Genomic DNA, 25,846 nt, shown 5'->3' on the forward strand with positions numbered 1-25,846 from the left:
TCTTTTATTCTTCTTCCACATCCGGTTCTTCTTTGAGGACTGGATTCGGAATGGGCTCGTAGGCCCGGATAATCTCTGCTACTACTGGATGACGAACGACATCCTTGGCAGAGAAATGCACAAAGTCAATCTGAGAAATGTTCTTCAATTTCTCCTGAGCATCAATCAAGCCGGATTTGACATTTCGCGGAAGGTCAATCTGGCTAGTATCTCCATTGACAATCATCTTGGAATTAAAACCAAGACGGGTCAAAAACATCTTCATCTGCATGATGGTGGTATTTTGAGCTTCATCGAGGATGACAAAGGCATCGTCCAAGGTCCGCCCCCGCATATAAGCCAAAGGCGCAATCTCGATAATCTCCCGCTCCATCATCCGAGTTGTTTGGTCTTTCCCTAAAATCTGGTAAAGAGCATCATAGACCGGTCGTAGATAAGGGTCCACTTTTTCTTTGAGATCTCCTGGTAGGAAACCAAGGCTCTCTCCAGCTTCTACAGCAGGACGGGTCAAAATGATCCGCTTGACCTGACCACGCTTGAGGGCAGTCACGGCCAAGGTCACCGCTAGGAAGGTTTTCCCAGTCCCCGCTGGTCCAATCCCAAAAGTGACATCATGGTTCTTGACACTATCGACATAGATCTTTTGACCAAGCGTTTTAACTCGAATGGGCTTGCCGTAACTATCCTTGATAATCTCTTCTTCATAGAGAGCGATGAACTTATCCAATTCCCCATTTCTCACCATGGTAATGGCGGTCACCACATCCGGCGTTCCAATGGTCATGCCACGGTTGACGAGGACCAAAAGAGCCTGGATGACTTGACGAACTTGCTCGCAGGTTTCTTCTTCCCCAATAATTTGGACGATTTCTGTCCGGGCGTGAATAGTTACCCCAAATTCTTGCTCCATCAAACGAAGATGGCGTTCGTTAGATCCAAACAAATGAAAGAGATCGTCTGGATGCGTTAATGTAATTTCAACTGAATGTTCTTGCAAATAAAGAACCTCTCTACCTGTGTTTTTCTATTATTATAACAAAGAGGCCGAGAAAAAACCATCCTCGACCTGTCCTTCTCTAGTGGGCTTGGTATTCTTCCCAAATCGTATCAAAATCGCCAAGATTAAAGGAAAAGCTGGCATGCTCTTCTAGATAGCGACTGACCTCGTCGAAGTCATCTGTATGCTTGGGAAAAGCAGACTCGTGAAATGCAAGATCTGCTAGAATGGCTTTAGGAGAATTGCTTTTAGGATTGCGCTCCGTCATCAACCAAGTATAAAATGATTTTCGCATAAGCCTCCTCTTAGATCAACTCTGTTCCAAACTGGTCTTGCTTGATTTTTTTAGCCTTCATCAAGCCACCCAAAGCCTTTTTGAACTGGCCTTTTGAAATCCCAAAAGTTGCTTTGATTTCTTCTGGAGACGACTTATCATTCAAGGTCATAAAGCCTCCATTAGCTTCCAAATAGGTCAAAATCATTTGGGCATCGTTTTCCAACATTTCAAAGGAGCGTGGCTTCAAAGATAGATTCAAGGTCCGGTCCACCTCACGAAAACCAATGACGCGAGCATTTAAGACCTCTCCCAAACGAGGTTCTGCATAGCGCTCACTTGGGTGGATAAAGCCCAGCATATTATTCTCTGGAAGGTAAACAAAGGTTCCAGACAATTTCAAGCGGTAGACAATGGCTGGCCAGTTTTGGTTTTGCATATTGTTATAGGCTGGACGAGCCAAACGCTGGAAATCTTCCTGGTAGGCTAAGATCCCCCAAATCCGATCTTTCTTATCAACTTCTAGTCGAATATAGAGACGATCGCCCTTTTTAGGCCATAGATCTTTGATCTCCGGTAGGATATCTAGTGAGACAACAATCTGCTTATCTGGAAGCCCTGTGTCCACAAAGACTCCCAAATCCTTGCGTACTTCCGTAACCGTTCCCCAGCCAAAGCTTTCTTGAGTTGCTGTGACTTCAAGTGTCGTGAGTCGGAGCTTTTGCTTCATATCTGTATAGGCAAAGCCCTTGACACTTTCTCCGACTTGATGGGGGCCTTCTGCTTTATCAAGCGCGTAGGTCTGGCCATCTTTTTGAACAAAATAGAAGTGATCATTTTCATCAATGACCATTCCCATGATGTAGCTTGCTAGATTCGTATTCATGTTTCCTTCTTTCCTCTTGCCTCTTCACAAGAATGATGGAAATAAAACCCAGCCAGCAGTGCCAACTGAGTCTTTCTTTCCTGTAGTGGTTGGGATGGATTAAACTTCCATCAATTCTTTTTCTTTGTGAGCTGTCATTTCATCCACATGCTTAACAGCGTCATCCGTTACTTTTTGGATCTCTTTTTCAAGACCTTTCAATTCATCTTCTGTGATTTCTTTAGCTTTTTCTTGCTTCTTCGCTTCATCCATCGCATCACGACGGATGTTACGGATCGCTACTTTTGCATTTTCACCCACTTTTTTCACTTCTTTTGCCAATTCACGACGAGTTTCTTCTGTCAATGCTGGGATGACCAAGCGGATGACAGATCCATCGTTGGCTGGAGTGATGCCAAGGTCAGATGCATTGATGCTGTGCTCGATGTCTTTCAAAGATGATTTATCAAATGGAGTGATCAACAAGACACGTGCTTCTGGAATAGTGATAGATGCCAATTGGTTCAAAGGAGTCTCTACTCCGTAGTATTCTACGAAAATACGATCCAAAAGACTTGCGTTTGCACGTCCAGCACGGATGCTACCAAATTCACGTCCCAAACTTTGGTGAGACTGGGTCATTCTTTCTTTTGCTTTTTCTACGATTGGGTTTGCCATAATCTTCCTCTATTTTCTATTATTTTTCTACGTTATTTGATACGGTTGTACCGATATTTTCACCAAAGACAACGCGTTTGATATTGCCTGGTTCATTCATATTAAAGACAACCAAGTCAATGTCGTTGTCCATGGAGAGAGTAGAGGCTGTTGAATCCATGATGCGAAGACCTTTGTTGATCACATCACGGTGAGTCAATTCCTCAAATTTCACAGCTGAAGCATCTTTTTTCGGATCGGCATTGTAAACACCATCGACCCCATTTTTGGCCATGAGAATGGCATCTGCTTCAATCTCAGCTGCACGAAGGGCTGCGGTCGTATCTGTTGAGAAGTAAGGAGAACCGATTCCTGCACCAAAGATCACGATCCGATCTTTTTCGAGGTGACGAAGGGCACGACCACGGATATAAGGTTCTGCGACTTGTTGCATAGCAATCGCAGTTTGAACACGGGTATCAACGCCAACTTGTTGAAGCGAATCAGCCATCACAAGGGCGTTCATAACAGTACCGAGCATCCCTGTGTAGTCTGCTTGGACACGATCCATCCCTGCTTCAGCAGCAGGTTCTCCACGCCAAAGGTTTCCCCCTCCAATCACCAAGGCAATTTCAATTCCAAGTTCATGAACTTCCTTGATTTCTTGGGCCATATTTTGGACAGTTTTGATATCGATTCCGATACCACGTTCGCCGGCAAGAGCCTCACCAGATAGCTTGATTAAGATACGTTTATACTTAGGTTCTACCATTTTCTCTCTCCTTTTTTGATCTGTATTATTTTACCATAAATTACGCTTTTTATATAGTCATATCCATCAAAATTTTCTTTTTTCCATCCGATTAGTTTTACCAACTGTAGCAAATAAAAATGGAGTACAAAAAAAGCTACCCGAAGGCAGCTTTTCATTTCAATTAAAGTGAGTTAACATCCACTTTGATACCAGGACCTTGAGTTGTAGTCAAAGTCAAGCTAGTTACGTAAGTACCTTTAGCTGTAGCTGGTTTTGCTTTTTGGATTGTGTCGTTGAAAGCTTTAAAGTTTTCAACCAATTTAGTATCATCGAATGAAACTTTACCGATGATCGCTTGAACGATACCTGCTTTATCAGCACGGTAAGTGATTTTACCACCTTTAGACTCTTCAACTGCTTTCGCAACATCCATTGTTACTGTACCAGTTTTAGGGTTTGGCATCAAGTTACGTGGTCCAAGGACACGTCCAAGACGTCCAACAAGAGCCATCATGTCAGGTGTAGCGATAACTACGTCGAAGTCCAACCAACCATCGTTGATTTTCGCAACAAGGTCATCTTCACCTACGAAGTCTGCACCAGCAGCTTTTGCTTCTTCAGCTTTTGCACCACGTGCAAATACAAGTACGCGAGCTGTTTTACCAGTTCCGTTTGGCAATACCATTGCACCACGGATTTGTTGGTCAGCTTTTTTCACGTCGATGTTCAAGTTGTAAGAAACTTCTACAGTTGCGTCAAATTTTGCAAAGTTAGTTTCTTTTGCAAGAGCTACAGCTTCTTCTACGCTGTAGACTTTTGTGCTGTCGATTTTTTCAAGAGCAGCACGAAGTTGTTTGCTTTTTTTAGCCATTTTATCTTTCTCCTTGTAATGTGGTCATATCGATTTTCATCTCCCACGTCACTCGTCATTTGATCAAGTGTATTGCGGGCAAATAGGATTGTTACAATTAGTCAGTAACAGTGAATCCCATAGAACGAGCAGTACCTTCGATCATACGCATTGCAGACTCAATGTTTGCAGCGTTCAAATCTGGCATCTTAGTTTCAGCGATTTGTTGTACTTGTGCACGAGTTACAGTTGCAACTTTCGTTTTGTTCGGTGTACCTGAACCTTTTTCAACACCTGCAGCTTTTTTCAAAAGAACAGCAGCTGGTGGTGTTTTTGTAACGAAATCGAATGATTTATCTTCATAAACAGTGATAACAACTGGGATGATCATACCAGCTTGATCAGCTGTACGAGCGTTAAACTCTTTAGTGAATCCCATGATGTTGATACCTGCTTGACCAAGCGCTGGACCAACCGGTGGAGCTGGAGTAGCTTTACCAGCAGGGATTTGCAATTTTACAAGTTTTTCGACTTTTTTAGCCATTTCTTAAATCCTCCTTTGTGGTTTTGGCGGTAATTACAGATTTTTACCTCCCACAAGTATGCTTTGTGCATACCTTTCTATTATACACGATTTCTCTTTTTTTGCAAGAAAAAATTAAAATATAGTAAACTTTTTTTTCGTTTTATGATAGAATGAAGCTATGTTAATCAAAGTTGCTTCTGTATTATTTATTTTTTTAACGCTGATTCTGAGCGGCATCATTGTTCACCTCTTTAAACTCCAAAAAAGAGGATGGCGATCTACCGATATTGCCTTTCCTTTATTTGCCTTGGAGTACTACCTGATTTCAGACAGCGCTTTTTACCACAGCCTCTTACCGCTGCTAGCCTTGAGTCTTTCTCTTTTGGCCTTGGGGCTAACGGTTTATTTCTTAAAAAAGAAAAAGAGTTTTTATTATCCTAAATTTATCAAATTCTTCTGGCGCGCTGGATTTCTGGTCACCTTCTTGCTCTATCTGATTTTAACCGCTAGTTTGTTTATCTAATGCCAAAGAGGCTGGGACAAAAGTCCTAGCCTCTCAATTATTTTTGGATTGTCGAGCAAGACGCAGTGGTTGAGTGGGCTCTACTACGCTGATTTCATCAGCTTTTACAGCCCTACTCAACTGTGCGGAGGTGGGACGACGAAATCGAATTCTAACGAATTACCGATTTCTGTCCCACTCTCTCTTTTATTTCTTCCGATGAAAGAGCCAGCCCACTAACTTCTTGAAAACTTGAATCAAGATGAGAGCAAGAACGGCCATGATGGCGCAGATAAGCAGCGTTTGAAGCCTCAAGGGGCTCATGTTAAAGAATTTCCCTAGGATACTACTTGATACCAGAAAAGCTAAGATATTTCCTAGAAGAACCAGTCTCTTGTAGTGATTGAGAGGCTGGGATTCTTGGTAGATGATGGTAAAGCCAACGAAGGCCATCAAGCAGATGGCTGCACTTGAGAGCTCTTCCGACCTCATGCCAAATGTAGAAGACAGCAAGACCAGACTAAAAATCAGTATAAAATCCGTCAAGGCAGCAGGTAGTGCATTTTTAAAGACCGTTTCGATAAAACGCCCTTTGATGCGCTCGCTATTGGGCTCAAGCGCTAGAAAGAATCCGGGAATCCCAATCGTAAAACCACTGATCAAAGACATCTGCGACGGCATGATGGGATAGGTAAAGGCTAAGAGCGTCACTGAGATAGCCAACAAAATAGAAAAGATATTCTTGATCAAAAAGAGACTGGCTGATCGTTGAATATTATTGACCACCCGACGCCCTTCTGCCACGATGGACGGCATCTTCCCAAAGTCAGAATCCAGTAAGACCACTTGCGCCATCTTCTTGGTCGCATCGTTTCCAGATTCCATCGCAATACTACAATCCGCTGTTTTGAGGGCCAGAATATCGTTGACGCCATCTCCAGTCATGGCGACTTTATGTCCCTTTGCCTGCAAGCCTTCAACAAGGCTTTTCTTTTGCTCTGGTGTCACCCGACCAAAGACCGTATATTGACTCGCTGCTTGGTGCAAGTCTTCTTCCGTCAGTAAGGTTCTGGCATCGATTAACCCCTCTGCTCCTTCAATGCCTGCTTTTTGTGCAATAGCTGAAACCGTAGCTGGGTTGTCCCCTGAAATGACCTTAATGGTCACTCCTTGTTCTTTAAAGTAGGCGAAGGTTTCTTTGGCATTTTTTCTCAAAGGATTGGAGAGAATAATCCAGGCCACCAAGTCTACAGGAGCCTCTAAAGTTTCTCTTAGGTGTTCTCCCTTATATTTCCCAAAGGCCAAGACCCGATTACCTGCCTGAGTAGCAGGAGCTATCTCTTTTTCAAGCTCAGAGAAGCCCTCTCGTAAAACAAATTCTGGTGCGCCTAATACATAGATCCCAGATTCAAAGGTAATGGCCCCATACTTTTTCTTAGACGTAAAGGGCTGAACGTCGAGAGTCTTCCAAGGCCGGCTGACTGGAATCTTGTGGAAATTACGGATGGCATCCATGGTATCGTTTTGATCCATACTAGCCTCTACATACTGAGCTAGAGCTTCCAAGTCTTGAGTGTCTTTAACTGGACGAATCTCTGTCACTTCCATACCCGGCTCTGTAATAGTCCCTGTCTTATCGACACAAAGGACATCCACGCGCGATAAGGTCTCAATCCCCTTCATGCTATTGAGCAGGACCTTTTCCTTGGCTAATCTGACAGCGCCTAGAGCCAGTGCCAAGGTCATCAAGAGATACAAGCCTTCTGGGATCATCCCGATCAAGGCTCCGACTGTTGAAGTCACACTGAGCTTGAGACTATCGCCTAGGCTGATATAGCTGCGAAGAAAAAGGAGCGAACCTAGCGGAATAATAAGGAGACCAATGATCCCCACGATTTGGTTGACCGCATGGACCATGTCAGACTCCTCATGAGACTTGACTTGCTTGGCTTCCAGGCTCAATTGGTTGATGTAGGAGTCGTTCCCAACTTTTTCTAGTCTCGCTAAACCTTGACCAGCGATCACAAAACTACCTGACATGAGTGCGTCTTGTGCTCCTTTTTTGACCTCATCGGCTTCACCCGTCAATTGCGACTCATCGACTTTTAGATCGCCCTCCAGCAAGACCCCATCCGCATAGATCTGGTCTCCAGCTTGAAAGCGAACTAGATCGCCCTCCACCAGCTGATCGATAGGTAGAGAGACTTCTTTTCCTTCGCGAAGAACGATCGCCTCACTCATATGCAGAAATTGCATCTGACGCAAAATCCGTCGAGAGCGGACTTCCTGCACAATTCCTACCAAGGAGTTGACTACGACGACAGGGACAAACAAGAGATTGTTCCAAGACTTCACTGCTACAAGCAGGACCGCTAAGACCAGGAAAATCAGATTAAAGTAGGTAAAGACATTGTCTCGAATGATCTGCCCTACACTTTTTTCTGTCTTGATCGTGACCTTATTTTGCTTGCCCTCTTGGATCTTTTTCGCTACTTCTTCCTGACTGAGTCCTTCTAATCTATTCATTTCTTTCCTCACTCATGTATTTCCAAGGGCAATCCTTCTGGATCAAAGAAAAATGCCATCTTCTTACCATCAAAGTCATCATGGCGAAGGCCTGTATTCTCAATACCTAGCTGATCCAATTTAGCTAGATACGTCTCTACATCGTCCACTTTAAAGGCCAGATGACGCAGTCCCGCATGCTCAGGCAAGGGGAACTTCGGACGTTCTGGGGCCGTCGATTTGATAAAGAGTTCTAAAGTCAGCTGGCCCTGACGGAGATTGATCAAGATATCTCCGCGTTCGGGACGGTCATACTCACTGACAATCGCAAAGCCCAACTGGTCCACATAAAAATGCAACATAGCATCGCGATCCCGTCCAATGATGGCAATATGATGAATCGTGTCTAACTTCATCTGGTCCTACTTTCTATTTTCTATAAAAAGAAAAGGGAGTGGGGCAAGTGCCCTCTTCCCCCTAAACTTATTGTTGCAATACTTTTCGAGGCTTGGTCCCTTCAGCTGGTCCAATCACACCTGCTGCTTCCAACTCTTCCATGAGGCGGGTCGCCCGGTTAAAACCAACCGATAAGCGACGCTGGATCATCGAAGCACTGGCTTTTTGGGTCTCGATGACGAGTGCTTTGGCCTCTTCAAAGAGAGGATCACCCTCTTCTGAGCCACCCATGCCTCCGTCAAAGTCTGACTCGGATACTTCACCTGGATCAAAGGCATCATCATAATCGGCTTCTGCCTGCTCTTTGACAAAGTTGACAATCCGCTCCACATCGTCATCTGAGATAAAGGATCCTTGTAGACGGATTGGATGATTTTCATCGATCGGTTTAAAGAGCATGTCCCCACGACCGAGCAATTTCTCTGCGCCATTTTCATCCAAGATGGTCCGTGAGTCGGTCCCAGATGATACCGCAAAAGCGACACGGGAAGGCACATTGGCCTTAATCAGACCTGAGATAACGTCAACCGATGGCCGTTGAGTCGCAAGGATCATGTGGATCCCCGCCGCACGCGCCTTCTGTCCAAGGCGAATAATGGCATCTTCCACTTCTTTACTTGCGACCATCATCAAGTCTGCCAACTCGTCAACAATGACAACGATCAATGGGAGGGGCACTTGCTTCATCTCAGACTGGGCATTGTACTCAGCCACCTTGGCATTAAAGCCAGCAATATTGCGAGCGCCTACTTTCGAGAAGAGCTCGTAGCGATTTTCCATCTCATCGACAACCTTTTGCAGGGCCCGACTGGCCTTACGTGGGTTGGTCACCACTGGAATCAAGAGGTGAGGAATATCATTGTAGACAGAAAGCTCCACCATCTTTGGATCGACCATCATAAACTTGACTTCGTCCGGACGGGCCTTCATCAAGATACTCGAAATAATGCCATTGACCGCTACTGACTTACCAGATCCGGTAGACCCCGCTACCAAGAGGTGGGGCATCCGAGCCAAATCAAAGGTTCGAGCTGAACCATCTACGGCCTTTCCAAGAGGAATCTCAAGGAGTTTAGCCGGATCTGTTTTAGACTGCTCCCACAATTCACGGAAGGAAACCGTTGCAATCTCTGAGTTGGGCACTTCAATCCCTACCAGAGATTTCCCTGGAATCGGCGCTTCAATCCGCACATCCTTTGCTGCTAGGGCTAGGGCCAAATCATCTGCTAGGTTGGAGATACGGTTGACCCGTACACCCACAGCTGGCTTGACTTCATACTTGGTAACAGAAGGACCGATTTCCGCCCGTTCCACTGTCGCCTTGATGTTAAAGCTTGCAAAGGTCTCTTCCAAAATGCGGATGTTCTGGCGAACGATGTTTTTCTCTTTGGATTGGTTTTTGGGCTTGTCAGGTGCGAAAAGATCAATGGTTGGAAGCTTGTACTGAAGCAATTCCTTAGGTGTGAAATCCACTTGAACTTCTTCCCCATCATCCTCGAATTCTTCGGCTACTGGAAGCTCTTCGTATGCTTCAGGCTCTTCAGGCCACTCTTCATCTGGCAGGTAGATCTCTGGTGTTGTTGGTGCGACAATTTCGGCTTCTGGGAAGGGCTCTGTGAACGGCTCCTCCGCCAACACTTCTCCTGTTTCAGGATCTACAGGATGCCCTTCCATTGAAAGGGGAGTTGGAAGAACTGCACTTGCTTCTTCTTGCTCTCTTTCAGTCGCAGACTTCCTCAGCAACTCTCGCTTCCTTTTCAAGGAACTTCTGCTCGCGACGTTCTTTGCGTTTTTCCATAGAAGCGTGGAAGGCTTCCGATCCCTTTTCAAACAAATCATAGATGGAGTAAGGACTCATCAAGAGGATCCCCAATCCGATAAAGAGAAGGCCAATAAAATAAGAACCAATATTTGAAAACAGGAAGGAAATCGGAGCATAAAGTAGAGCACCGATCATACCACCACCAGCAAAACTCTCCACCCGCAGATGAATCAAGTCTGCCATGATTCTTGAAAAAGTGACCTTGATTCCATTATTATCTAAATGAAGGGAGGATACAAAGAAGGCCTGAAACATCAAGAGAAGCCCAGCAAAAAAGCTTAGGAATCCTGAAATCACCCCTTCGTGTTTGTCCAGCCATTTAAAGGCATAGAGGTAGAAAAAGGTCGCTAAAATAGCCAAATAGGCTAAACTTCCAACAAAGAGTCGGATCAAGTTGTAGGCCAAGACCCCTACTGCTCCCAATTTCAAGGACGCAAAGACTAAAACCAGACTAATCAGAATGGTCACAATCATGCGGTGAATCGCTTTTTTTCTTTCTAATTCTGCTTTGGACAGTCGTCTCGTCGACCGTGTTTTTTTCGATTGATTATTGTTTGCCATAACCTTTATTATATCACATTTCCAAGCTAGTTCTCTAGTAAAATCATTTCCAAACACGTGCAGAGTAAAACTGAAAAAAATAAAGCTAGAAACCGGTCCTAGCCCCATTTTGATCGGTAGGTATTGTAAGCGAAGATCGGGAAAGTTTTTAATGAAGCAAATAGACCCAGAATGATTTCCAAAAGATAAACATCCCTAGCTGTTTGAAAAACGCTTATGGTAAGTCTACGAACGTCTTTTAAACCGAATGACGAGCAAGAAAATAAAGACTATCGTGAGGAAGCTCTGCCAATTCCCCAGTATCTGATTGATCTATAAAAACTTTACTTTGTTTAGCTGATGATTCATTCTTCCGATGGAACTTTATCCACGCTACAAACTCGTCATAAGAATAAATTTGTGTTTTATCCCCTCTTGTTTCGTCTGTAACATAAAGTTCCATATTTTCTTGACCTTTCAGCGCAAACTAATGAGTGATTTTATCACACCATTTGCGTTCATTGTATTGTTTGGACGGAAACAAATTTGATTTAAATAGTTTATATCTTTTCTACTTCAGGATATAATTTAGCAACCTTAGAATCAGAAATATTTATTTGAAACGGCTTCTAATTCATTAGAACAATTAAATTTTCGCTTCTTGAAAGATTATGCTTTTATTCATATCTGGTTCATCATCCTTGATTCTTGCTGATTGATAAAGTGTCAACCTTCTCCCCTTTAACAAGTAAAACTAAATCTTTCCCACTCTTTAATTCATATGAAGTCAGCACATCTTAAGTACAAATCTGGTCCTTATCTACGCAATTGTTTTGTTAGCTCTTTAAAGATCTTCATCTGAGATAGAATATGGGATTGACCTAAGCAGAGATAGACTCCATAGAACATCATCAGACTCATACCATAGCTTCCTGGAAGATTGGTCATGATGTAATGAACTGCATGAAAGATGCTGGCATACAGAAAGACCAGTCCAATCCACAGTTTACGATAAAGCTTTGATTTCATTCTTAAAAGAAACTCCGCTCGCTTGTCCAGCGTCTCAATATGAAACTCTTCAAAATTTGGATCTTGCTCCATGGTCATCATACGTCTAATCAGTGTAGCAACCAACAACCAGCCCACTCCAAGCAAGATAGTTTTGTAAACTACAGAAATGGAATGGACCCAATGGGGAACTAGAATGAAAAAGCCAATGATAGCTCCTAGACCAAAAGTCCACCGATCAAATCGGAAAGGCTTTTTTTGATGGTTCACACAAAGTCTCATTCTTATCTTATCTAGGTAATACTCTTTACCAGCAAAACGCATCATATAGATCAAACTCTTATTTCTATCCATTTTATACCTCTCTTAATGTTCATCTGGGGCTCCCCATTCATGATACGGTTTTTGAGGGAATTCATTCATTTTCCAACAAATTAACATATCTCCCATCATACCGAATTTTCCATCTATACGCAACTTCCTTCTTAATTAGTGATTTAATCCAAAAAGAAAACACCCTCGTGGTTGTTAGCTTTGATAGACTGAACCGCTTTAAAGTTCTACTCTTCTACCACTATCTATTCTGAAGAAGTCATCAGACTATTTCCTACTATACCGACGATCACAATGAAGACCCCTAAAAATCCGAGTGGGGTTGGGATCTGATCTCCTAGAAAAAGACAGCCTCCAAATAGGGTGAAGAGAACCTCACCGGCCTGGGTAGCTTCAACAACAGCTAACTGCTGATGATTGTGTTTCACTAAGTTGGTTGCTTCAAAGAAGAGCATGGTCGCGATAACTCCTGAAAATACTGCTACGATCAAGGATTGGAGCATTTGCCCACCTGATGGCAAGCCTGCATCAAGTCCTGCAAAGACGGATAAGAGCAACCAAAAAGGAACACTCATTAAGGTCATCCCAAAGACCCGTTGGGTCGTTGACAATTGCTCTTCTTTACAATGAACCAGCATCTTACGATTTCCCAATGGATAGGAAAAAGCAGCGATCAAAATTAAGATACTAGCTCTCACCACACCTTCTCTCAGACCTCGTCCAAAATATGGAATTTGTATCAATACGATCCCTAACAAAATCAGCAAAGTCATTCCTAACTGTTTTCCTGGAATCTTTTGGCCAAAAAGTGGTGTCAAGAGGAGACCTGCTAAAATCGTGATCTGCCAGGTCGCAGCCACAAACCATGATTCTCCATAGATAGAAGCCATCGATAAGGGTGCATAAAAGAGACCAAAGCCAACCGTACTCCAGAGCAACCACGTCCACGGGGCTCGTGCAATTGCTGATAAGACACCCTTCAACTCACCTTTCTGCCAGACTAAAACAGCCATCATAGGCAAACTAAAAAGGTAACGCAAACTAGCACTCCACATCCAGGAACCACCTGCCAGGTTCATGCTTCGATTAAAAATAAAGGTAAATGCAAAAAAGAGAGCACCTAGGATACCAAACCAAAGGGCTCTCGCAAAATGTAATGATTTCATTTTTTGATGATCGTTCTCCTGTAGTCATCCTATTATACAGGAATTCAGAAATACTTTCATCTGTTTTCTGCAAATTTTCAAAACAGTGTTTTCGCCTTAAATTTTATCAAGATTTGAAAGTATCGCAAAATTAAGGTACAATAGAGAAAGACAACTATGTTGGAAAGGAAGAATATGAAAAAATTAATCGCACTACTATTATTTTCCGGCTTGGCTTTGACAGCTTGTTCGTCCAATCAGAAAGACTCTAGCTCTTCAAGCGCAAGCAAAGAAAAGACAGAGCAGACAGCAACTTCTAGCTCTAGTGAAAAAGATCAAAAGAAAATTGAAGAAGAACAAAAGAAATTAGAACAACTGCGCAAAGATTTTAACGACGCCATGACCAATGAAAATGCCGTCTTCCCACAACTCTCAAATGAAGTGGCTGAAGATGAAGCAGAGGTTAAAATCACGACAACTGAAGGCGACATCACTGTGAAGCTCTTCTCTAAATATGCCCCACTTGCAGTTGAAAACTTCTTGACCCACGCAAAAGAAGGCTATTACAATGGCTTGCTTTTCCACCGTGTTATTAACAACTTTATGATCCAAACTGGGGATCCTAAAGGAGACGGTACGGGTGGCGAATCCATCTGGAAGGGCAAAGACAAATCCAAAGATTCAGGTACTGGTTTTGAGAATGAGTATTCTCCATACCTTTACAACCTTCGTGGAGCCCTTGCCATGGCCAATTCTGGTCCAAATACCAATGGTAGTCAATTCTATATTAACCAAAATAAGGAAGATATTTCTAGCAAGCTCCCAACTGACCGCTTCCCAGCTAAGATCATCGATGCTTATAAAAATGGTGGAAATCCAACCCTCGATGGTGGTAACTACACTGTCTTTGGCCAAGTGATCGATGGCATGGATGTGGTCGATAAAATCGCCTCTGCCGAAACCAATGATAAGGACAAACCAAAAACAGACATCAAGATTGAAAAAATCGAGATTTTAAAAGACTATAATTTCAAGAAATAATGAAAAGAGAACCAAACGGTTCTCTTTTTAAGATATTGATAAACATTTTACATAAAATTAGCTAATAAATTCATTGGTAAAAAAAATGAATTCTAATTATTTAAGTCATTCATCTACTGAAACTTTTTGCCATGAGAAAAGTGCCTGAAACAGATTTATTTCAGGCACACGGAATTATTGAGACCTTAGGCTCAATAATTAGTCATGGAACTTCCTGGATTGCTGAAATCATCCACTGGATAATTTCACCTAACGTCCGTACTCACCTAAGGAAAGTTTCTAAGAAGAATCTGAAAAGAGAACCATGCGGTTCTCTTTTTGTCTTTACGTCAATTCATTAAAGTCCCAGATTTGGTCCATCCAGCCTTCATAGAAGTCTGGCTCGTGGCAAACCATGAGAATCGATCCCTTGTACTCTTTCAGAGCCCGTTTCAATTCTTCTTTGGCATCCACATCCAAGTGGTTGGTCGGCTCGTCTAGTACCAAGACATTGTTTTCGCGGTTCATCAAGAGACAGAAGCGTACCTTGGCTTGCTCCCCACCGGATAGCACCTGAATTTGGCTCTCAATATGCTTGGTGGTCAAACCACAGCGGGCAAGAGCGGCACGGACTTCTGCTTGGTTGAGAGCTGGAAAGGTATTCCAGACTGCCTCAAGCGGTGTCTGACGATTGCCCCCTTCGACCTCTTGCTCAAAGTAGCCAAGTTCGAGGTAATCTCCCCGCTCGACTTCTCCAGCAATCGGTGGGATGATTCCTAGCAAGCTCTTCAAGAGAGTGGTTTTCCCGATCCCGTTAGCTCCGATGATGGCTACCTTTTGATTGCGTTCAAACGTTAGGTTCAAAGGCTTAGTCAAAGGACGATCATACCCGATTTGAAGATCCTTGGCCTGGAAGATAAAGCGGCCAGGAGTACGGGCATTTTTAAATTCAAAGGATGGCTTTGGTTTCTCACTTTGCAACTCAATGAGTTCCATCTTGTCCAGCTTCTTCTGACGAGACATGGCCATATTCCGTGTAGCCACACGCGCCTTATTGCGGGCTACGAAATCTTTCAAATCAGCAATCTCTTTTTGCTGGCGCTCATAAGCCGCTTCCAATTGCGATTTCTTCATTTCATAGACTTCAAGGAATTGGTAGTAGTCTCCTGAATAGCGGGTTAACTGCTGATTTTCCACATGGTAGACGATATTGATCACATCATTCAAGAAAGGAATGTCGTGGGAAATGAGGACAAAGGCATTTTCATAATTCTGCAAATAGCGTTTGAGCCAATCGATGTGCTCTGCATCCAAGTAGTTGGTCGGCTCGTCCAAGAGAAGGATATCTGGTTTTTCAAGGAGCAATTTAGCCAAAAGGACCTTGGTCCGCTGCCCACCTGACAAGGAGGTCACATCCGTGTCCATGCCAAAGTCCATGACACCAAGAGCACGCGCCACTTCATCGATCTTGGCATCCAAGGTATAAAAATCACGACTTTCTAGACGCTCTTGGAGTTCTCCTACTTCTTCCATCAGAGCATCGACATCGGCTCCCTCTTCCGCCATGGCCATATAGAGGTCATTGATGCGAGCTTCAGCTGTGAACAACTCATCAAAAGCGGTCCGTAAGACATCGCGAACTGTTTGTCCTTCTTCTAAGACCGAATGCTGATCCAGGTAACCTGCCGTCACATACTTAGACCACTCCACCTTTCCTTCATCAGGTTGCATTTTACCTGTCACGATACTCATGAAGGTCGATTTCCCTTCACCATTGGCCCCGACAAGACCGATATGCTCTCCCTTTAACAAACGGAAAGACACATCCTCAAAAATCGCACGGTCCCCAAAACCGTGGCTTAAATTTTTCACTTCTAAAATACTCATGCTTGACTCTCTTTCATTGAATTCACTCGTATGATTATATCATCTTCACTGCAAAATGAAAAGGGAGCCCAACTCCCTTTTCTTTTACAAACCTAAGTCTGCGTACGGTTTCCGGTAGCCCACTTGAACAACTTTTCCGTCTTTGACAAGCAGAGGCCGCTTGATCAGCATACCGTCTGAAGCAAGGAGATCTGCCGCTTCTTTCACTGTCAGTTGATCCACCTTATCTTTCAAACCGAGTTCCCGGTATTTCATCCCGCTAGTATTAAAGAAAGACTTGATCGGTAGGCCAGACGCTGCCATCCAGTCTTGCAATTCTTGGCTAGTCGGTGTTTCTGTGACAATATTTTGGCTTTGGAACTCACATTGGAGACCATCCAATTCTGATTTAGCCTTTCGACAAGTCGAACATTTTGGGTATTCAATAAAGGTATACATCGATTTTATTTCTCCTTCCAGGTAATTCCTTCATGGTGTAAGAGCCAGCGTTTGCGATCAAGTCCAGACGCATAGCCCGTCAGTTGTCCATCTTTTCCCATCACACGGTGGCAAGGGACTAAGATCGTCAAGGGATTGCGTCCAACAGCCTGTCCTACGGCTTGGGCTGAACCACAAGAAAGATCCTGGGACAGCTGGCCATAGGTCTTGGTCTCACCATATGGGATCTCTTGCAATAACTGCCACACCCGCTCTTGAAAGGCTGTCCCTTGCGGTGCTAGTGGAAAGCTGATAGCGATTGGCTCCCCAGCAAAATAGTGATCCAACCACTCCTTCACCTTCTCATGGTAGGGATGGACCTGCTCCAGCGCCCCATAGGAATCAGGCGCCTCCTCTTTCGGATCATAAAAATCAAGTTCTACAAGGCCTTCCTCACTGACAATGATCGAAAGAAGCCCCATAGGGCTTTCATAAAATTGTTTAAGATAGAGAGTCATTGTAGGCCGCTTCTGCTCTTTGATCCCAGCGATCTTCTTCTGAGACCACTTGGAATAAACTGGTTTCTGCTTTTCGCTTGATCTTTTGATAAGCCAGGCGGACGCCATCAATAGGGACCTTTCCACAATAATGGTAGCCCAATTTTTCAAGCAGATGTTGCATGACTAGATTATCCGGGTGCGTATCGCAACGGAAATCCGGTCCTTTTTCCCCTTCGATTAAACCTTGAAGGAAGGTCTGAGCCACCCCTTTGCCAGCAGCTTCTTTGGCTACAGCGACACGGTGAAAAGTGACATACATATAGTTGTCATGCTCCCACTTGCCATCGTAAATCTCATTATAGGCCGCTTCATTTCCCTTGTGGACGGCTGCATAGGCGACAACTTCCTGATCTTCAACGGCCACATAGCCACGACTTTCTAGAATATCCTCAAAAATGATCTCTTCATTTGGATAACCATCCTGCCACTGGTCGACCTGTCTTTGAGCCAGGCTTTCCTTGGCATCTTGGATGATTTCCATAATTCGCTTGATCTCATTGGGATAAGCCATTCTAATTTCCATCCTGCTTCCAACCTTTCCTAGTCTTGATGGTAACGAGCATAGAGCTCACTCTTTTGCAGGCCGTATTGTTTGGCGACCTGTTTAATTGCTTGATTTTTCTTCATACCCTCTTGGACCAAGGTGTCGATCTCTTGGATCAAGTCGACCTCTTCTAGGTCTAGCTCTTCTTCCTTGGCTCCTTCGACAATCAAGAGGCATTCCCCTTTGAGAGGATTTTCTTCAAGAAATGCGACTAACTCAGAAATACTGCCACGAGTATATTCCTCGTAGATCTTGGTCAATTCACGAACCAGGACGACAGGACGATCCCCATAGACAGCCAACATATTCTCTAAGGTTGCCTTCACTCGATGGGGCGATTCATAAAAGATCTGGGTCTCAGGATAGGCCACTTTTTCTTGGAAAAAGGCCTTCTGTTGCCCCTCTTTGCGAGGCAGAAATCCATAAAAAATATGAGGTTGAGGGGCTAGGCCACTGGCAATCAAACCCGTTATACCCGCACTAGGACCAGGCACAGCTACGACAGGAATCTCGCGTTCAATCGCTGCCTTGACCAAATCATGACCGGGGTCAGAGATACTAGGAAGTCCTGCATCTGAGACTTGCGCCACATCCTTTCCAGATTCTAAATGGGCGATCAGATCAGGAATTTTCTCCATGGCATTGTGCTCATGAAAGCTAGTCTGGGGAGTGGTAATCTCAAAATGCTTGAGCAAGAGGCCTGTATTTCTAGTATCCTCAGCTGCGATCAAGTCCACATCCTTTAAGGTCTGGACCATGCGGTAACTCATATCCTCCCGATTGCCGATCGGTGTTGGGACCAGGTAAAGCACCCCTGTTTTCTTTTCCCCTTTAAAACTTCGTTGGATCTGCATGCTTACTCCCTAAATAACAACTCGTCACAAAACATACACTCTTCATCATTCTCACGGCGTTGACCATAGGAATAAGTGCAAATATGAAAACCGTCGTTATAAATGCGTTGCAAATTTTCACGGCCATGGTGTTGGGACTTTGCGGATGAAGTCTTCTCCACTTCCCCCAAACGTTCTCTCAATTTATCATTTTCTAAGCGAAGAGCTGTATTTTCTTCGATGACTTGTTTCAAATTTTTCTTAATGGCTTCGACTTCAGCCAAGGTGACCAACAAATTCTGAGAAAAGCCGTCTAAAGCATCAAATAATTCTTTTTTATTCATTCTGACTCCTTAACTTTCTAAGCTCAAAACCATATATTCTAGAGCATTTTGAAAAGAAACATTGGCCTTCCACATGGTGCGAGCAAGACTCAATTTCTCAAGCAACTGCTGGGATCTACTCAAGCGCAACTGCTCTTCTAAAGCCAACTCCATCAAACGAAAGGCCTGGCTTTGTTTTTCCTTATCATCTGCTAGGCTCACTAAACGGGTCACTTCCAAATAAGCACGATTCAAATTGGATTGACAACGTTCGATGAACTGATCACAAACTTTTGCCAGTTCAAAAAACGTTGCATTCTTTTTTTGTTGCTCTGCCTCTTCGAGACTAAAACTAAATCGAGCTACTAAATTTGCCTGAGATTTGATCAAGCCTTCTTTTTCTAACAGTTCGGTTAGGTAGGCTTGCTTTTTAGGAAAATGGACCTGCTGGGCCCGACTCTTGATGGTCGGTAAGATCAAGTTTTCATCGGAAGTCAACAAGAAGAGATAGATCTCACTCTGGGGCTCTTCCATGACTTTTAAGAGAGAGTTGGCCGCATTGGTATGCATCTTATCCGCATCTTGGACGATAAAGACCTGCCGACTTCCTTCAAACCCTGATTGAGAAAAGTCTTGAACGAGCGAGCGAATGCGGTCAGTCTTAATGATCTGGTTGACTGGACGCACGATTTTCACGTCTGAGAATTCTTCTTCTTCAATCAAGCGGCAGGAACGGCATTTGCCACAAGGCCAGACTCCCTGCAAATCTTCGCAAAATTGACTTTGAGCTAGCAAGAGGGCCATCTCAAAACTGGCAAAAGAACCCGTAAAGAGATAAGCATGACTGAGCTGTTTGTGTTCTAAGATCTGGGTGAAACGCTCCACCAATTCTGGCTGGAGCTGTTGGATCTCTTCTAGCTTCATTTCAATATCCCCAAGCGATTTTCTAAAACAGCCAAGACATCCGCAAAGACTGCTTCAAAGGATTGACTGGCATCGATTTTCACGATGCGCTCTGGCTCCTTTTCATACAAGGCCAAATAACCTTGTCTGACTTTTTGGTGAAGCTCCAAACCTTCCAAATCCAAACGATTGACTTCCCGCTCTTGGTTTTTCGCAATTCGAGCGAGCCCTTCTTCGACATCCAGATCAAAGTAAAGGGTGAGATCTGGTTTAAGACCATCTGTCGCGAATTGATTGAGCCATTCGATATCTTCCACACTCAGACCGCGACCATACCCTTGATAAGCCACCGAGCTATCAATAAAGCGGTCCATCAAGACGATTTTCCCAGCTGCAAGGGCCGGCAAGACGCGTTCCACCAAATGCTGCCGGCGACTGGCAATATAAAGTAACAACTCGGTCTTAGCATCCATACGAGTATGGTCTGGATCTAAAATGACTTGGCGGATCTTTTCTGCGATGTCTACACCGCCTGGTTCACGGGTTGTAATAAAAGGAATTCCTTTTTCTTCAAGTAGAGGCAAAACGGCTTCTAGGACCGATGATTTCCCCGCTCCTTCTGGACCTTCAAATGAAATTAATGTACCGTTTACCATAGTATCCTCTTTCTGTTTTTCTTCTTTTTATTTTACCAAAAATAAGGGTAAAAATCTTGTATTTTAGGAGAGAAAATTTTTCAAAGTCATTTTCATTTTTTCACTTTTTTGTTACAATGTTCTTATAAAGTTTTAGGAGACAACCTATCATGTTTAAATTTAAAGATATTCTGGCTATCATCTTGGGGGCCGGCATTTTTTCGTTTGGGATCTATTTTTTAGTCATTCCCTTTCACTTCTATGAAGGAGGAGCGACAGGGATTACCTTGATCACCTTTTACCTCTTCAAAATCCCCGTATCCATCATGAACTTGCTGATCAATATCCCTCTCTTCGTTCTGGCTTGGAAACTGCTGGGCAAGAAATCTCTTTATCTGAGCTTACTGGGGACTTTCTCGGTTTCGGCATGGATGGCGATTTTTGAAGCCATGCCTCTAAGCCACCACTACCATCACTTTATTTTTACAGCCTTTAAAGGAGATATTCTGCTTGCCTGTATCGCCTCAGGGGTTGTCCTTGGTTTAGGTCTAGGGATCATCTTCAATGCCGGTGGAACTACTGGAGGAACTGATATCCTCGCTCGCATCTTTAATAAATACACTTCCCTCAGCATGGGAAAGCTCATGTTGATTGTAGATGCCATTGTTCTGACAACTGTGGTCATTGTCTTCCAAGATGTCCGTACAGCGATGTACACCCTCTTCTTTATCCTGATTGACACCCTTGTGATCGACTTGATTGGAGAAGGTGGTTTTGCTGGAAAAGGCTTCCTTATCGTTACATCTAAACCAGAAGAAATTGCCCAAAAAGTATCTGACGATCTGGGTCGCGGGATTACCTTTATCCGCGGGATGGGCTATTACAGCCGTAAGGACCTGGATATCGTCTACTGTGTCGTTTCACGGAATGAGATGAAACAAATGAAAGACATCATCAATCAGATCGATCCATTCGCCTTCATCACCATTTCTGAAGCCCATGAAATTCTCGGCGAAGGCTTTACTTTAGATAAAGAAAAACAACCCATTAACCGTTAATAGAAATAAGGCTAGATTTTCATCTAGCTTTTTTTCTATTTACTATTTTCCTTAGGTGAGTACGGACGTCAGCGAACTTTCACAAAGTTCCATGACTAATTTTTGAGCCTAATGTCTCAAAAATTCCGAGAGCATGAAACAAGTATGTTTCATGCTCTTTTCTCACGGCGGAAAGTCTTAGAATACACGTCATGATTAATAAAATCATAATTATTTTTATAGAATTTATTAGGTTACCTTATACAAAAATCAGACTGGATTGTCATCCAGCCTGATTTTTTATTAAATTGCTTTTGCGGTTGTTCGAGTGATCTCGTCGACTTTCAAACCGTTGGCTTCAAATTTACTACGGATTCCTTCTAGATCTGTCACCCCATCAATTTGGACTTCGATAACCACACGGTCGTCTTTGGTTGGAATATTGACTGTATTGGCGATGTTATACCCTTCTTCTACAATCAAGTGAATGATTTGTTCTAGAACACCAACCTTATCTTCTGTAACAAAGCGAACACGAACTCCTTCTTCTCCATAACCGGATACTTCAAGGAAGGCACGGAAAATATCACGGTCTGTGATGACACCAGATACCTGCTCATTGTCCACGACTGGAAGAATTCCCACCTTGTTCTTATACATGAGGTAGGTCGCATCTTCTAAGCTAGCAAATTTAGAGACAGTGATGACATCGCGAAGCATGACATCTTTAACCTTGGTCTTGTTCAACAGATAGTTCATCTCGAAAATAGACAAGCTTGTTGCTTTAGATGGACTTGCTTCTGCAATCGTACCTTCTGTCACCAAACCAACCAATTTATCATTTTCAATGACTGGCAAACGGTGCAAACCTTGTTCGCGCATCAAATCTGCCGCATGGGCAATTGTAGTATCTGGACTAATGTAAACCACTTTACGTGTCATAAAATCTTTAACAGCCATAACAAGTTCTCCTATGCTTTTATTAGTTTTATTATACTTGATTTTAAGAATGATTTCAAACGCTTTCAGCAGTTTTCTCTTGTTTTCAAAATTTAGAAAAATCAAACAAGAGGGATGAAAAAAGAAAGGTCTTCAGGACCTTTCTTTTTAATATTCTAGTGAACTTTAGAAATCTTATCCACCAAGGTAGGCCTTGCGGACTTCTTCTGAGGCTAAGAGTTCTTTTCCTGTTCCGGTAAGAACGACTTTCCCTGTTTCCAAAACATAACCGCGGTCTGCGATAGCAAGGGCCTTATTGGCATTTTGCTCGATCAAGAGAACAGTTGTTCCTTGTTTTTGGATATCTTGGATGATATCAAAGATTTCTTGGATAAAGATTGGAGCCAATCCCATAGAAGGTTCATCCAGAAGCAAGAGTTTTGGCGTTGACATAAGTGCACGACCCATTGCTAGCATTTGTTGTTCCCCACCAGATAGGGTTGCTGCATCTTGGTTCTTCCGTTCTTCCAAACGTGGGAAACGGGAGAAGACTTTCTTCAAGTTAGCTTGATTTTCTTCTCGATCTTTCTTCAAGAAAGCTCCCATCTCCAAGTTTTCCATAACAGTTAAGCCTGGAAAGACGTGGCGGCCTTCTGGAACTTGAGAGAGTCCGGCTGCTACAATCTTTTGAGCAGGAACCTTTTGAATCTCCTGTCCCAAAAACTCGATTTTCCCAGCACTTGGACGCACCAAACCTGAAATGGTACGAAGAATAGATGTTTTCCCAGCACCGTTAGCACCGATAAGAGAAACAACTTCCCCTTCGTTTACCTCGAAACTGACATCACGGACAGCCTGGATCATGCCATAGTGTACAGAAAGATTTTCAACTTTTAACATAGACATTAGGCTTCACCTCCTAGATAGGCTTCGATTACGCGTTTGTTGGTCTTGATTTCATCTGGCGTCCCATGGGCAATCAAGCGACCATATTCCAATACATAAATCCGTTCTGTTACTTCCATAACCAAGCTCATATCGTGCTCGATCAGCATGATCGTAATATTAAATTCTTTTTGAATGCGACGGATCAATTGGGTCAATTCTGCTGTTTCTTGAGGGTTCATCCCTGCAGCAGGCTCATCCAAGAAGAGGATTTTTGGCTCTGTAGCAAGGGCACGAACGATCTCCAAGTGACGTTGTTGTCCGTAAGCTAAGTTTTTGGCCAAGGTATCTGCTTCTTTTTCCAAACCAAAAATCGCTAACAATTCAAGGGCTTTCGCTTTCAAAGCTTCTTCATTCTTGTAATAGCTTGGCAAGCGGAAAAGACTCGCAAAGACATGTGGTTTGTGGTGATTGGCAAAGGCAATCAAGACATTATCCAAAACGCTCAAATCTTTAAAGAGACGAATATTTTGGAAAGTCCGTCCCAGACCACCTGCAGCGATTTTATAAGGTGCTTTACCATTTAGGAGCTGACCATCTAAGGTAATGGTCCCTTCACTTGGTTCATATACCCCTGTTAGGAGGTTGAAGAGGGTTGTTTTACCGGCACCGTTGGGTCCGATCAACCCAACCAATTCCCCTTCATTGAGTTCCATGGTCACATCCCCAACGGCTGTCAAACCACCAAAGTTTTTTGTTAAATTTTTTACTTCAAGAAGTGCCATTAGTTAGCCTCCTTTTTTGAGAGTAGTTTTTTCAAGCTGAATTCCCTTGTTCCAAGAAGACCACCTGGACGGAAGATCATCACGAGAATCAAAGCCAATGAGTAAATGATCATACGGACACTTGAGAAGTCTTGAAGCACCATGTTCAAGATACCCAAGACGATGGCTGCTACAACTGTTCCTGACATTGATCCTAAACCACCAAACACGACAATGATCAAGACATTAATGGTATTGGTGAAAGAGTAATCTTTAGGAACAACAGAGCCAATAAAGCCGGCTTGGAGAGATCCAGCAATCGCCGCTGTGATCGCACCAAATACAAAGGCGATGACTTTGACCTTGGTCGTATTGATCCCAACAGATTCTGCCGCGATTTCATCTTCACGAACAGAAAGGGTAGAGCGTCCAATTGGACTGCGTAAGAAGTTAATCGTAAAGATCGTTGTAATTACAACAAAGAGGTAAACCAATTGCCAAGTTGTAAAGGCCGGCAAACCAAGGATCCCAGCGGCACCATTTGTTAGAGTACCACCATTGACGATCAAGATCCGGATGATTTCAGAAACCCCAAGTGTCGCAATCGCGAGGTAGTCCCCTTTCAAACGAAGGGTTGGAACCCCAACGATCAAGGCAACGACACCAGCAATCAAAGCACCTAAAACCATCGCACCAAAGAAGGCCCCGTAGGTTGGTGATTTGGAACCGAGAATGGCTGCAGAATAGGCACCAATCGCCATAAATCCGGCATGCCCAAGTGAGAATTGACCTGAGAAACCAACGATGAGGTTCAAGCCAACTGCAAGGATAATATTAATTCCGATTTGTTCTAAAATTTGGATATAGAAGAGATTGAGCACACCCGCTGCAACCAAGACTTGGATCAAGGCAAAACCTGCGACCAAAAGACCAAGCCAGACTAAATTCACTTTTAAATTTTGTTTCATGGCTTACACCTTCTCTTTCACATTTTTACCGAGGATACCTGCTGGACGGATGAGCAAGATCACAATCAAGATGGCATACACAATGGCATCACGGAAGTCTGAAAGACCGATCGCTGTAGCGAAGGTTTCCAACAAACCGATGACAAATCCACCTAGGGCAAGACCTGGAATGATTCCGATCCCTCCAAGAACGGTCGCGACAAAGGCTTTGATCCCTGGTGTCATCCCCATCAAAGGCTCGATCGAGTTGTAATACAAACCGATCAAAACACCACCAGCACCTGCCAAGGCTGATCCCAAAGCAAAGGTAAAGCTGATCGTACGGTTTACGTTAATCCCCATCAATTGAGCGGCATCACTATCGACAGATACAGCCCGCATGGCTTTCCCCATCTTTGTCTTTTGAATAATAAATTGAAGAGCGACCATCAAGAAAACAGACACTCCCAAGATCATCAACTGAATATTGGAGATTGAAATCGGACCGAAGTTGTAACGAACCGTTTTAATCACTTGCGGGAAGGACCGGGTATTGGCACCTACGAAGAAGACCATCCCATATTCGAGTAAGAAAGAAACCCCAATCGCTGTGATCAAGGCTGCAATCCGAGTCGAATGACGAAGCGGACGATAAGCCAGGTATTCAATTACAACCCCTAAAATAGCTGTTCCAACCATGGCTAGAAGCAAAGCTACAAAGAAGTTCACTTTCCATGAGTTCAATAAGAAATATCCCATAAAGGCACCTACCATGTAGATATCCCCATGGGCAAAGTTGATCAATTTGATAATTCCATACACCATGGTATAACCGAGGGCCAAGAGTGCATAGACGCTTCCCAAGATTAGACCGTTCACTAATTGCTGGAGCATTTGAACCATCCTTTCTAACAATAA

The 25,846-nt window shown here is 43.5% G+C and carries 28 protein-coding genes and 1 pseudogene; 3 read left to right on the forward strand and 26 right to left on the reverse strand.

Going from position 1 to position 25,846, the window contains the following annotated elements:
* Positions 1-4: 4 nt before the first annotated feature.
* The 7 genes from AB4X21_RS07595 to rplK form a co-directional block, all read right to left on the reverse strand.
* Entirely contained in the window at positions 5-997 is a 993-nt protein-coding gene (locus AB4X21_RS07595) for a PhoH family protein (RefSeq protein ID WP_302692389.1), read from the reverse strand.
* 79 nt (positions 998-1,076) lie between these two features.
* A complete protein-coding gene (locus AB4X21_RS07600; RefSeq protein ID WP_369087753.1) occupies positions 1,077-1,292 on the reverse strand; it encodes a YozE family protein in 216 nt (71 codons plus the stop codon).
* A gap of 10 nt (positions 1,293-1,302) precedes the next feature.
* Complete coding sequence (gene cvfB, locus AB4X21_RS07605; protein WP_003005366.1) at positions 1,303-2,157, reverse strand: RNA-binding virulence regulatory protein CvfB; 855 nt, start codon at positions 2,155-2,157, stop codon at positions 1,303-1,305.
* A gap of 99 nt (positions 2,158-2,256) precedes the next feature.
* The gene (frr, locus tag AB4X21_RS07610; protein ID WP_023918770.1) at positions 2,257-2,814 is read right to left on the reverse strand and encodes a ribosome recycling factor; all 558 of its coding nucleotides are present in this window, start codon (positions 2,812-2,814) and stop codon (positions 2,257-2,259) included.
* A 19-nt stretch (positions 2,815-2,833) separates the two neighbouring features.
* Positions 2,834-3,565, reverse strand: coding sequence for a UMP kinase (gene pyrH, locus AB4X21_RS07615; RefSeq protein ID WP_369087754.1), 732 nt, complete (start codon positions 3,563-3,565; stop codon positions 2,834-2,836).
* Between the two features lie 163 nt (positions 3,566-3,728).
* Complete coding sequence (gene rplA, locus AB4X21_RS07620) at positions 3,729-4,418, reverse strand: 50S ribosomal protein L1 (protein ID WP_369087755.1); 690 nt, start codon at positions 4,416-4,418, stop codon at positions 3,729-3,731.
* A gap of 97 nt (positions 4,419-4,515) precedes the next feature.
* Positions 4,516-4,941: a 50S ribosomal protein L11 gene (rplK, locus tag AB4X21_RS07625; protein WP_003005369.1), complete on the reverse strand. Its 426-nt coding sequence runs from the start codon at positions 4,939-4,941 to the stop codon at positions 4,516-4,518.
* A gap of 160 nt (positions 4,942-5,101) precedes the next feature.
* On the opposite strand from rplK, the gene AB4X21_RS07630 reads away from it, so the two are divergent.
* Complete coding sequence (locus AB4X21_RS07630; RefSeq protein WP_369087756.1) at positions 5,102-5,446, forward strand: DUF3397 family protein; 345 nt, start codon at positions 5,102-5,104, stop codon at positions 5,444-5,446.
* Positions 5,447-5,632: 186 nt separating this feature from the next.
* Here AB4X21_RS07630 and AB4X21_RS07635 read toward each other — a convergent pair whose 3' ends face one another.
* From AB4X21_RS07635 to AB4X21_RS07660, 6 genes and pseudogenes are all read right to left on the reverse strand, one after another.
* The gene (locus AB4X21_RS07635) at positions 5,633-7,951 is read right to left on the reverse strand and encodes an HAD-IC family P-type ATPase (RefSeq protein WP_369087757.1); all 2,319 of its coding nucleotides are present in this window, start codon (positions 7,949-7,951) and stop codon (positions 5,633-5,635) included.
* An 8-nt stretch (positions 7,952-7,959) separates the two neighbouring features.
* Positions 7,960-8,346 carry a VOC family protein gene (locus AB4X21_RS07640; RefSeq protein WP_003013472.1) on the reverse strand — a complete coding sequence of 129 codons (387 nt, stop codon included), beginning with the start codon at positions 8,344-8,346 and terminating at the stop codon, positions 7,960-7,962.
* Between the two features lie 67 nt (positions 8,347-8,413).
* A pseudogene (locus AB4X21_RS07645) lies at positions 8,414-10,769 on the reverse strand (DNA translocase FtsK).
* A gap of 238 nt (positions 10,770-11,007) precedes the next feature.
* Positions 11,008-11,211, reverse strand: coding sequence for a hypothetical protein (locus AB4X21_RS07650; RefSeq protein ID WP_320911260.1), 204 nt, complete (start codon positions 11,209-11,211; stop codon positions 11,008-11,010).
* 353 nt (positions 11,212-11,564) lie between these two features.
* On the reverse strand, positions 11,565-12,110 hold the full coding sequence (locus AB4X21_RS07655) for a hypothetical protein (protein WP_155126729.1): 546 nt from the start codon (positions 12,108-12,110) through the stop codon (positions 11,565-11,567).
* Positions 12,111-12,334: 224 nt separating this feature from the next.
* Entirely contained in the window at positions 12,335-13,255 is a 921-nt protein-coding gene (locus tag AB4X21_RS07660; RefSeq protein ID WP_369087758.1) for a multidrug resistance efflux transporter family protein, read from the reverse strand.
* A gap of 174 nt (positions 13,256-13,429) precedes the next feature.
* Here AB4X21_RS07660 and AB4X21_RS07665 point away from each other — a divergent pair, with 174 nt between their 5' ends.
* Positions 13,430-14,275, forward strand: a complete 846-nt coding sequence (locus tag AB4X21_RS07665; RefSeq protein ID WP_369087759.1) for a peptidylprolyl isomerase — start codon at positions 13,430-13,432, stop codon at positions 14,273-14,275.
* A gap of 324 nt (positions 14,276-14,599) precedes the next feature.
* Here AB4X21_RS07665 and AB4X21_RS07670 read toward each other — a convergent pair whose 3' ends face one another.
* The 8 genes from AB4X21_RS07670 to tmk all read right to left on the reverse strand — a co-directional run bounded on the left by AB4X21_RS07670 (position 14,600) and on the right by tmk (position 20,377).
* On the reverse strand, positions 14,600-16,141 hold the full coding sequence (locus AB4X21_RS07670; protein ID WP_003013400.1) for an ABC-F family ATP-binding cassette domain-containing protein: 1,542 nt from the start codon (positions 16,139-16,141) through the stop codon (positions 14,600-14,602).
* 84 nt (positions 16,142-16,225) lie between these two features.
* Complete coding sequence (locus tag AB4X21_RS07675) at positions 16,226-16,579, reverse strand: arsenate reductase family protein (protein ID WP_003013024.1); 354 nt, start codon at positions 16,577-16,579, stop codon at positions 16,226-16,228.
* 5 nt (positions 16,580-16,584) lie between these two features.
* On the reverse strand, positions 16,585-17,076 hold the full coding sequence (locus tag AB4X21_RS07680; RefSeq protein WP_369087760.1) for a methylated-DNA--[protein]-cysteine S-methyltransferase: 492 nt from the start codon (positions 17,074-17,076) through the stop codon (positions 16,585-16,587).
* Entirely contained in the window at positions 17,060-17,641 is a 582-nt protein-coding gene (locus tag AB4X21_RS07685) for a GNAT family N-acetyltransferase (protein ID WP_003013419.1), read from the reverse strand. Before AB4X21_RS07685 ends, AB4X21_RS07680 begins: the two co-directional genes overlap by 17 nt.
* A 17-nt stretch (positions 17,642-17,658) precedes the next feature.
* Positions 17,659-18,516, reverse strand: coding sequence for a 16S rRNA (cytidine(1402)-2'-O)-methyltransferase (gene rsmI / locus AB4X21_RS07690; RefSeq protein WP_134974130.1), 858 nt, complete (start codon positions 18,514-18,516; stop codon positions 17,659-17,661).
* A 2-nt stretch (positions 18,517-18,518) separates the two neighbouring features.
* Positions 18,519-18,839 carry a DNA replication initiation control protein YabA gene (yabA, locus tag AB4X21_RS07695; RefSeq protein ID WP_003005416.1) on the reverse strand — a complete coding sequence of 107 codons (321 nt, stop codon included), beginning with the start codon at positions 18,837-18,839 and terminating at the stop codon, positions 18,519-18,521.
* A 9-nt stretch (positions 18,840-18,848) separates the two neighbouring features.
* The gene (locus tag AB4X21_RS07700) at positions 18,849-19,742 is read right to left on the reverse strand and encodes a DNA polymerase III subunit delta' (protein ID WP_320911255.1); all 894 of its coding nucleotides are present in this window, start codon (positions 19,740-19,742) and stop codon (positions 18,849-18,851) included.
* On the reverse strand, positions 19,739-20,377 hold the full coding sequence (gene tmk / locus AB4X21_RS07705; RefSeq protein WP_021153665.1) for a dTMP kinase: 639 nt from the start codon (positions 20,375-20,377) through the stop codon (positions 19,739-19,741). Before tmk ends, AB4X21_RS07700 begins: the two co-directional genes overlap by 4 nt.
* Before the next feature lie 149 nt (positions 20,378-20,526).
* Between tmk and AB4X21_RS07710 the strand changes: the two genes are divergently transcribed.
* Positions 20,527-21,414 carry a YitT family protein gene (locus AB4X21_RS07710; protein ID WP_320911254.1) on the forward strand — a complete coding sequence of 296 codons (888 nt, stop codon included), beginning with the start codon at positions 20,527-20,529 and terminating at the stop codon, positions 21,412-21,414.
* 282 nt (positions 21,415-21,696) lie between these two features.
* Here the strand turns inward: AB4X21_RS07710 and AB4X21_RS07715 are convergent, their stop codons facing one another.
* The 5 genes from AB4X21_RS07715 to AB4X21_RS07735 all read right to left on the reverse strand — a co-directional run bounded on the left by AB4X21_RS07715 (position 21,697) and on the right by AB4X21_RS07735 (position 25,822).
* Complete coding sequence (locus AB4X21_RS07715; protein ID WP_041818341.1) at positions 21,697-22,353, reverse strand: CBS domain-containing protein; 657 nt, start codon at positions 22,351-22,353, stop codon at positions 21,697-21,699.
* 174 nt (positions 22,354-22,527) lie between these two features.
* Positions 22,528-23,238, reverse strand: coding sequence for an ABC transporter ATP-binding protein (locus AB4X21_RS07720; RefSeq protein WP_003005434.1), 711 nt, complete (start codon positions 23,236-23,238; stop codon positions 22,528-22,530).
* Positions 23,238-24,002: an ABC transporter ATP-binding protein gene (locus AB4X21_RS07725; RefSeq protein WP_003005595.1), complete on the reverse strand. Its 765-nt coding sequence runs from the start codon at positions 24,000-24,002 to the stop codon at positions 23,238-23,240. The genes AB4X21_RS07720 and AB4X21_RS07725 overlap by 1 nt, the downstream gene beginning before the upstream one ends.
* On the reverse strand, positions 24,002-24,949 hold the full coding sequence (locus tag AB4X21_RS07730) for a branched-chain amino acid ABC transporter permease (RefSeq protein ID WP_369087761.1): 948 nt from the start codon (positions 24,947-24,949) through the stop codon (positions 24,002-24,004). Before AB4X21_RS07730 ends, AB4X21_RS07725 begins: the two co-directional genes overlap by 1 nt.
* 3 nt (positions 24,950-24,952) lie before the next feature.
* A complete protein-coding gene (locus AB4X21_RS07735) occupies positions 24,953-25,822 on the reverse strand; it encodes a branched-chain amino acid ABC transporter permease (RefSeq protein ID WP_369087762.1) in 870 nt (289 codons plus the stop codon).
* Positions 25,823-25,846: the final 24 nt, after the last annotated feature.

This window comes from Streptococcus sp. CP1998, from assembly GCF_041026655.1.
Lineage (GTDB): Bacteria > Bacillota > Bacilli > Lactobacillales > Streptococcaceae > Streptococcus > Streptococcus dentalis.

Coding starts and splice junctions, on each gene's coding strand:
- AB4X21_RS07655 (WP_155126729.1), bottom strand. CDS start 12,110: ATGGATAGAAATAAGAGTTTGATCTATATGATGCGTTTTGCTGGTAAA.
- pyrH (WP_369087754.1), bottom strand. CDS start 3,565: ATGGTAGAACCTAAGTATAAACGTATCTTAATCAAGCTATCTGGTGAG.
- AB4X21_RS07650 (WP_320911260.1), bottom strand. CDS start 11,211: ATGGAACTTTATGTTACAGACGAAACAAGAGGGGATAAAACACAAATT.
- rplA (WP_369087755.1), bottom strand. CDS start 4,418: ATGGCTAAAAAAAGCAAACAACTTCGTGCTGCTCTTGAAAAAATCGAC.
- AB4X21_RS07640 (WP_003013472.1), bottom strand. CDS start 8,346: ATGAAGTTAGACACGATTCATCATATTGCCATCATTGGACGGGATCGC.
- AB4X21_RS07680 (WP_369087760.1), bottom strand. CDS start 17,076: ATGACTCTCTATCTTAAACAATTTTATGAAAGCCCTATGGGGCTTCTT.
- AB4X21_RS07725 (WP_003005595.1), bottom strand. CDS start 24,002: ATGGCACTTCTTGAAGTAAAAAATTTAACAAAAAACTTTGGTGGTTTG.
- tmk (WP_021153665.1), bottom strand. CDS start 20,377: ATGGTAAACGGTACATTAATTTCATTTGAAGGTCCAGAAGGAGCGGGG.
- rsmI (WP_134974130.1), bottom strand. CDS start 18,516: ATGCAGATCCAACGAAGTTTTAAAGGGGAAAAGAAAACAGGGGTGCTT.
- AB4X21_RS07715 (WP_041818341.1), bottom strand. CDS start 22,353: ATGGCTGTTAAAGATTTTATGACACGTAAAGTGGTTTACATTAGTCCA.
- frr (WP_023918770.1), bottom strand. CDS start 2,814: ATGGCAAACCCAATCGTAGAAAAAGCAAAAGAAAGAATGACCCAGTCT.
- AB4X21_RS07600 (WP_369087753.1), bottom strand. CDS start 1,292: ATGCGAAAATCATTTTATACTTGGTTGATGACGGAGCGCAATCCTAAA.
- AB4X21_RS07635 (WP_369087757.1), bottom strand. CDS start 7,951: ATGAATAGATTAGAAGGACTCAGTCAGGAAGAAGTAGCGAAAAAGATC.
- AB4X21_RS07675 (WP_003013024.1), bottom strand. CDS start 16,579: ATGTATACCTTTATTGAATACCCAAAATGTTCGACTTGTCGAAAGGCT.
- AB4X21_RS07735 (WP_369087762.1), bottom strand. CDS start 25,822: ATGCTCCAGCAATTAGTGAACGGTCTAATCTTGGGAAGCGTCTATGCA.
- AB4X21_RS07665 (WP_369087759.1), top strand. CDS start 13,430: ATGAAAAAATTAATCGCACTACTATTATTTTCCGGCTTGGCTTTGACA.
- AB4X21_RS07720 (WP_003005434.1), bottom strand. CDS start 23,238: ATGTCTATGTTAAAAGTTGAAAATCTTTCTGTACACTATGGCATGATC.
- cvfB (WP_003005366.1), bottom strand. CDS start 2,157: ATGAATACGAATCTAGCAAGCTACATCATGGGAATGGTCATTGATGAA.
- AB4X21_RS07670 (WP_003013400.1), bottom strand. CDS start 16,141: ATGAGTATTTTAGAAGTGAAAAATTTAAGCCACGGTTTTGGGGACCGT.
- AB4X21_RS07630 (WP_369087756.1), top strand. CDS start 5,102: ATGTTAATCAAAGTTGCTTCTGTATTATTTATTTTTTTAACGCTGATT.
- AB4X21_RS07710 (WP_320911254.1), top strand. CDS start 20,527: ATGTTTAAATTTAAAGATATTCTGGCTATCATCTTGGGGGCCGGCATT.
- AB4X21_RS07730 (WP_369087761.1), bottom strand. CDS start 24,949: ATGAAACAAAATTTAAAAGTGAATTTAGTCTGGCTTGGTCTTTTGGTC.
- AB4X21_RS07660 (WP_369087758.1), bottom strand. CDS start 13,255: ATGAAATCATTACATTTTGCGAGAGCCCTTTGGTTTGGTATCCTAGGT.
- AB4X21_RS07685 (WP_003013419.1), bottom strand. CDS start 17,641: ATGGAAATTAGAATGGCTTATCCCAATGAGATCAAGCGAATTATGGAA.
- yabA (WP_003005416.1), bottom strand. CDS start 18,839: ATGAATAAAAAAGAATTATTTGATGCTTTAGACGGCTTTTCTCAGAAT.
- AB4X21_RS07700 (WP_320911255.1), bottom strand. CDS start 19,742: ATGAAGCTAGAAGAGATCCAACAGCTCCAGCCAGAATTGGTGGAGCGT.
- rplK (WP_003005369.1), bottom strand. CDS start 4,941: ATGGCTAAAAAAGTCGAAAAACTTGTAAAATTGCAAATCCCTGCTGGT.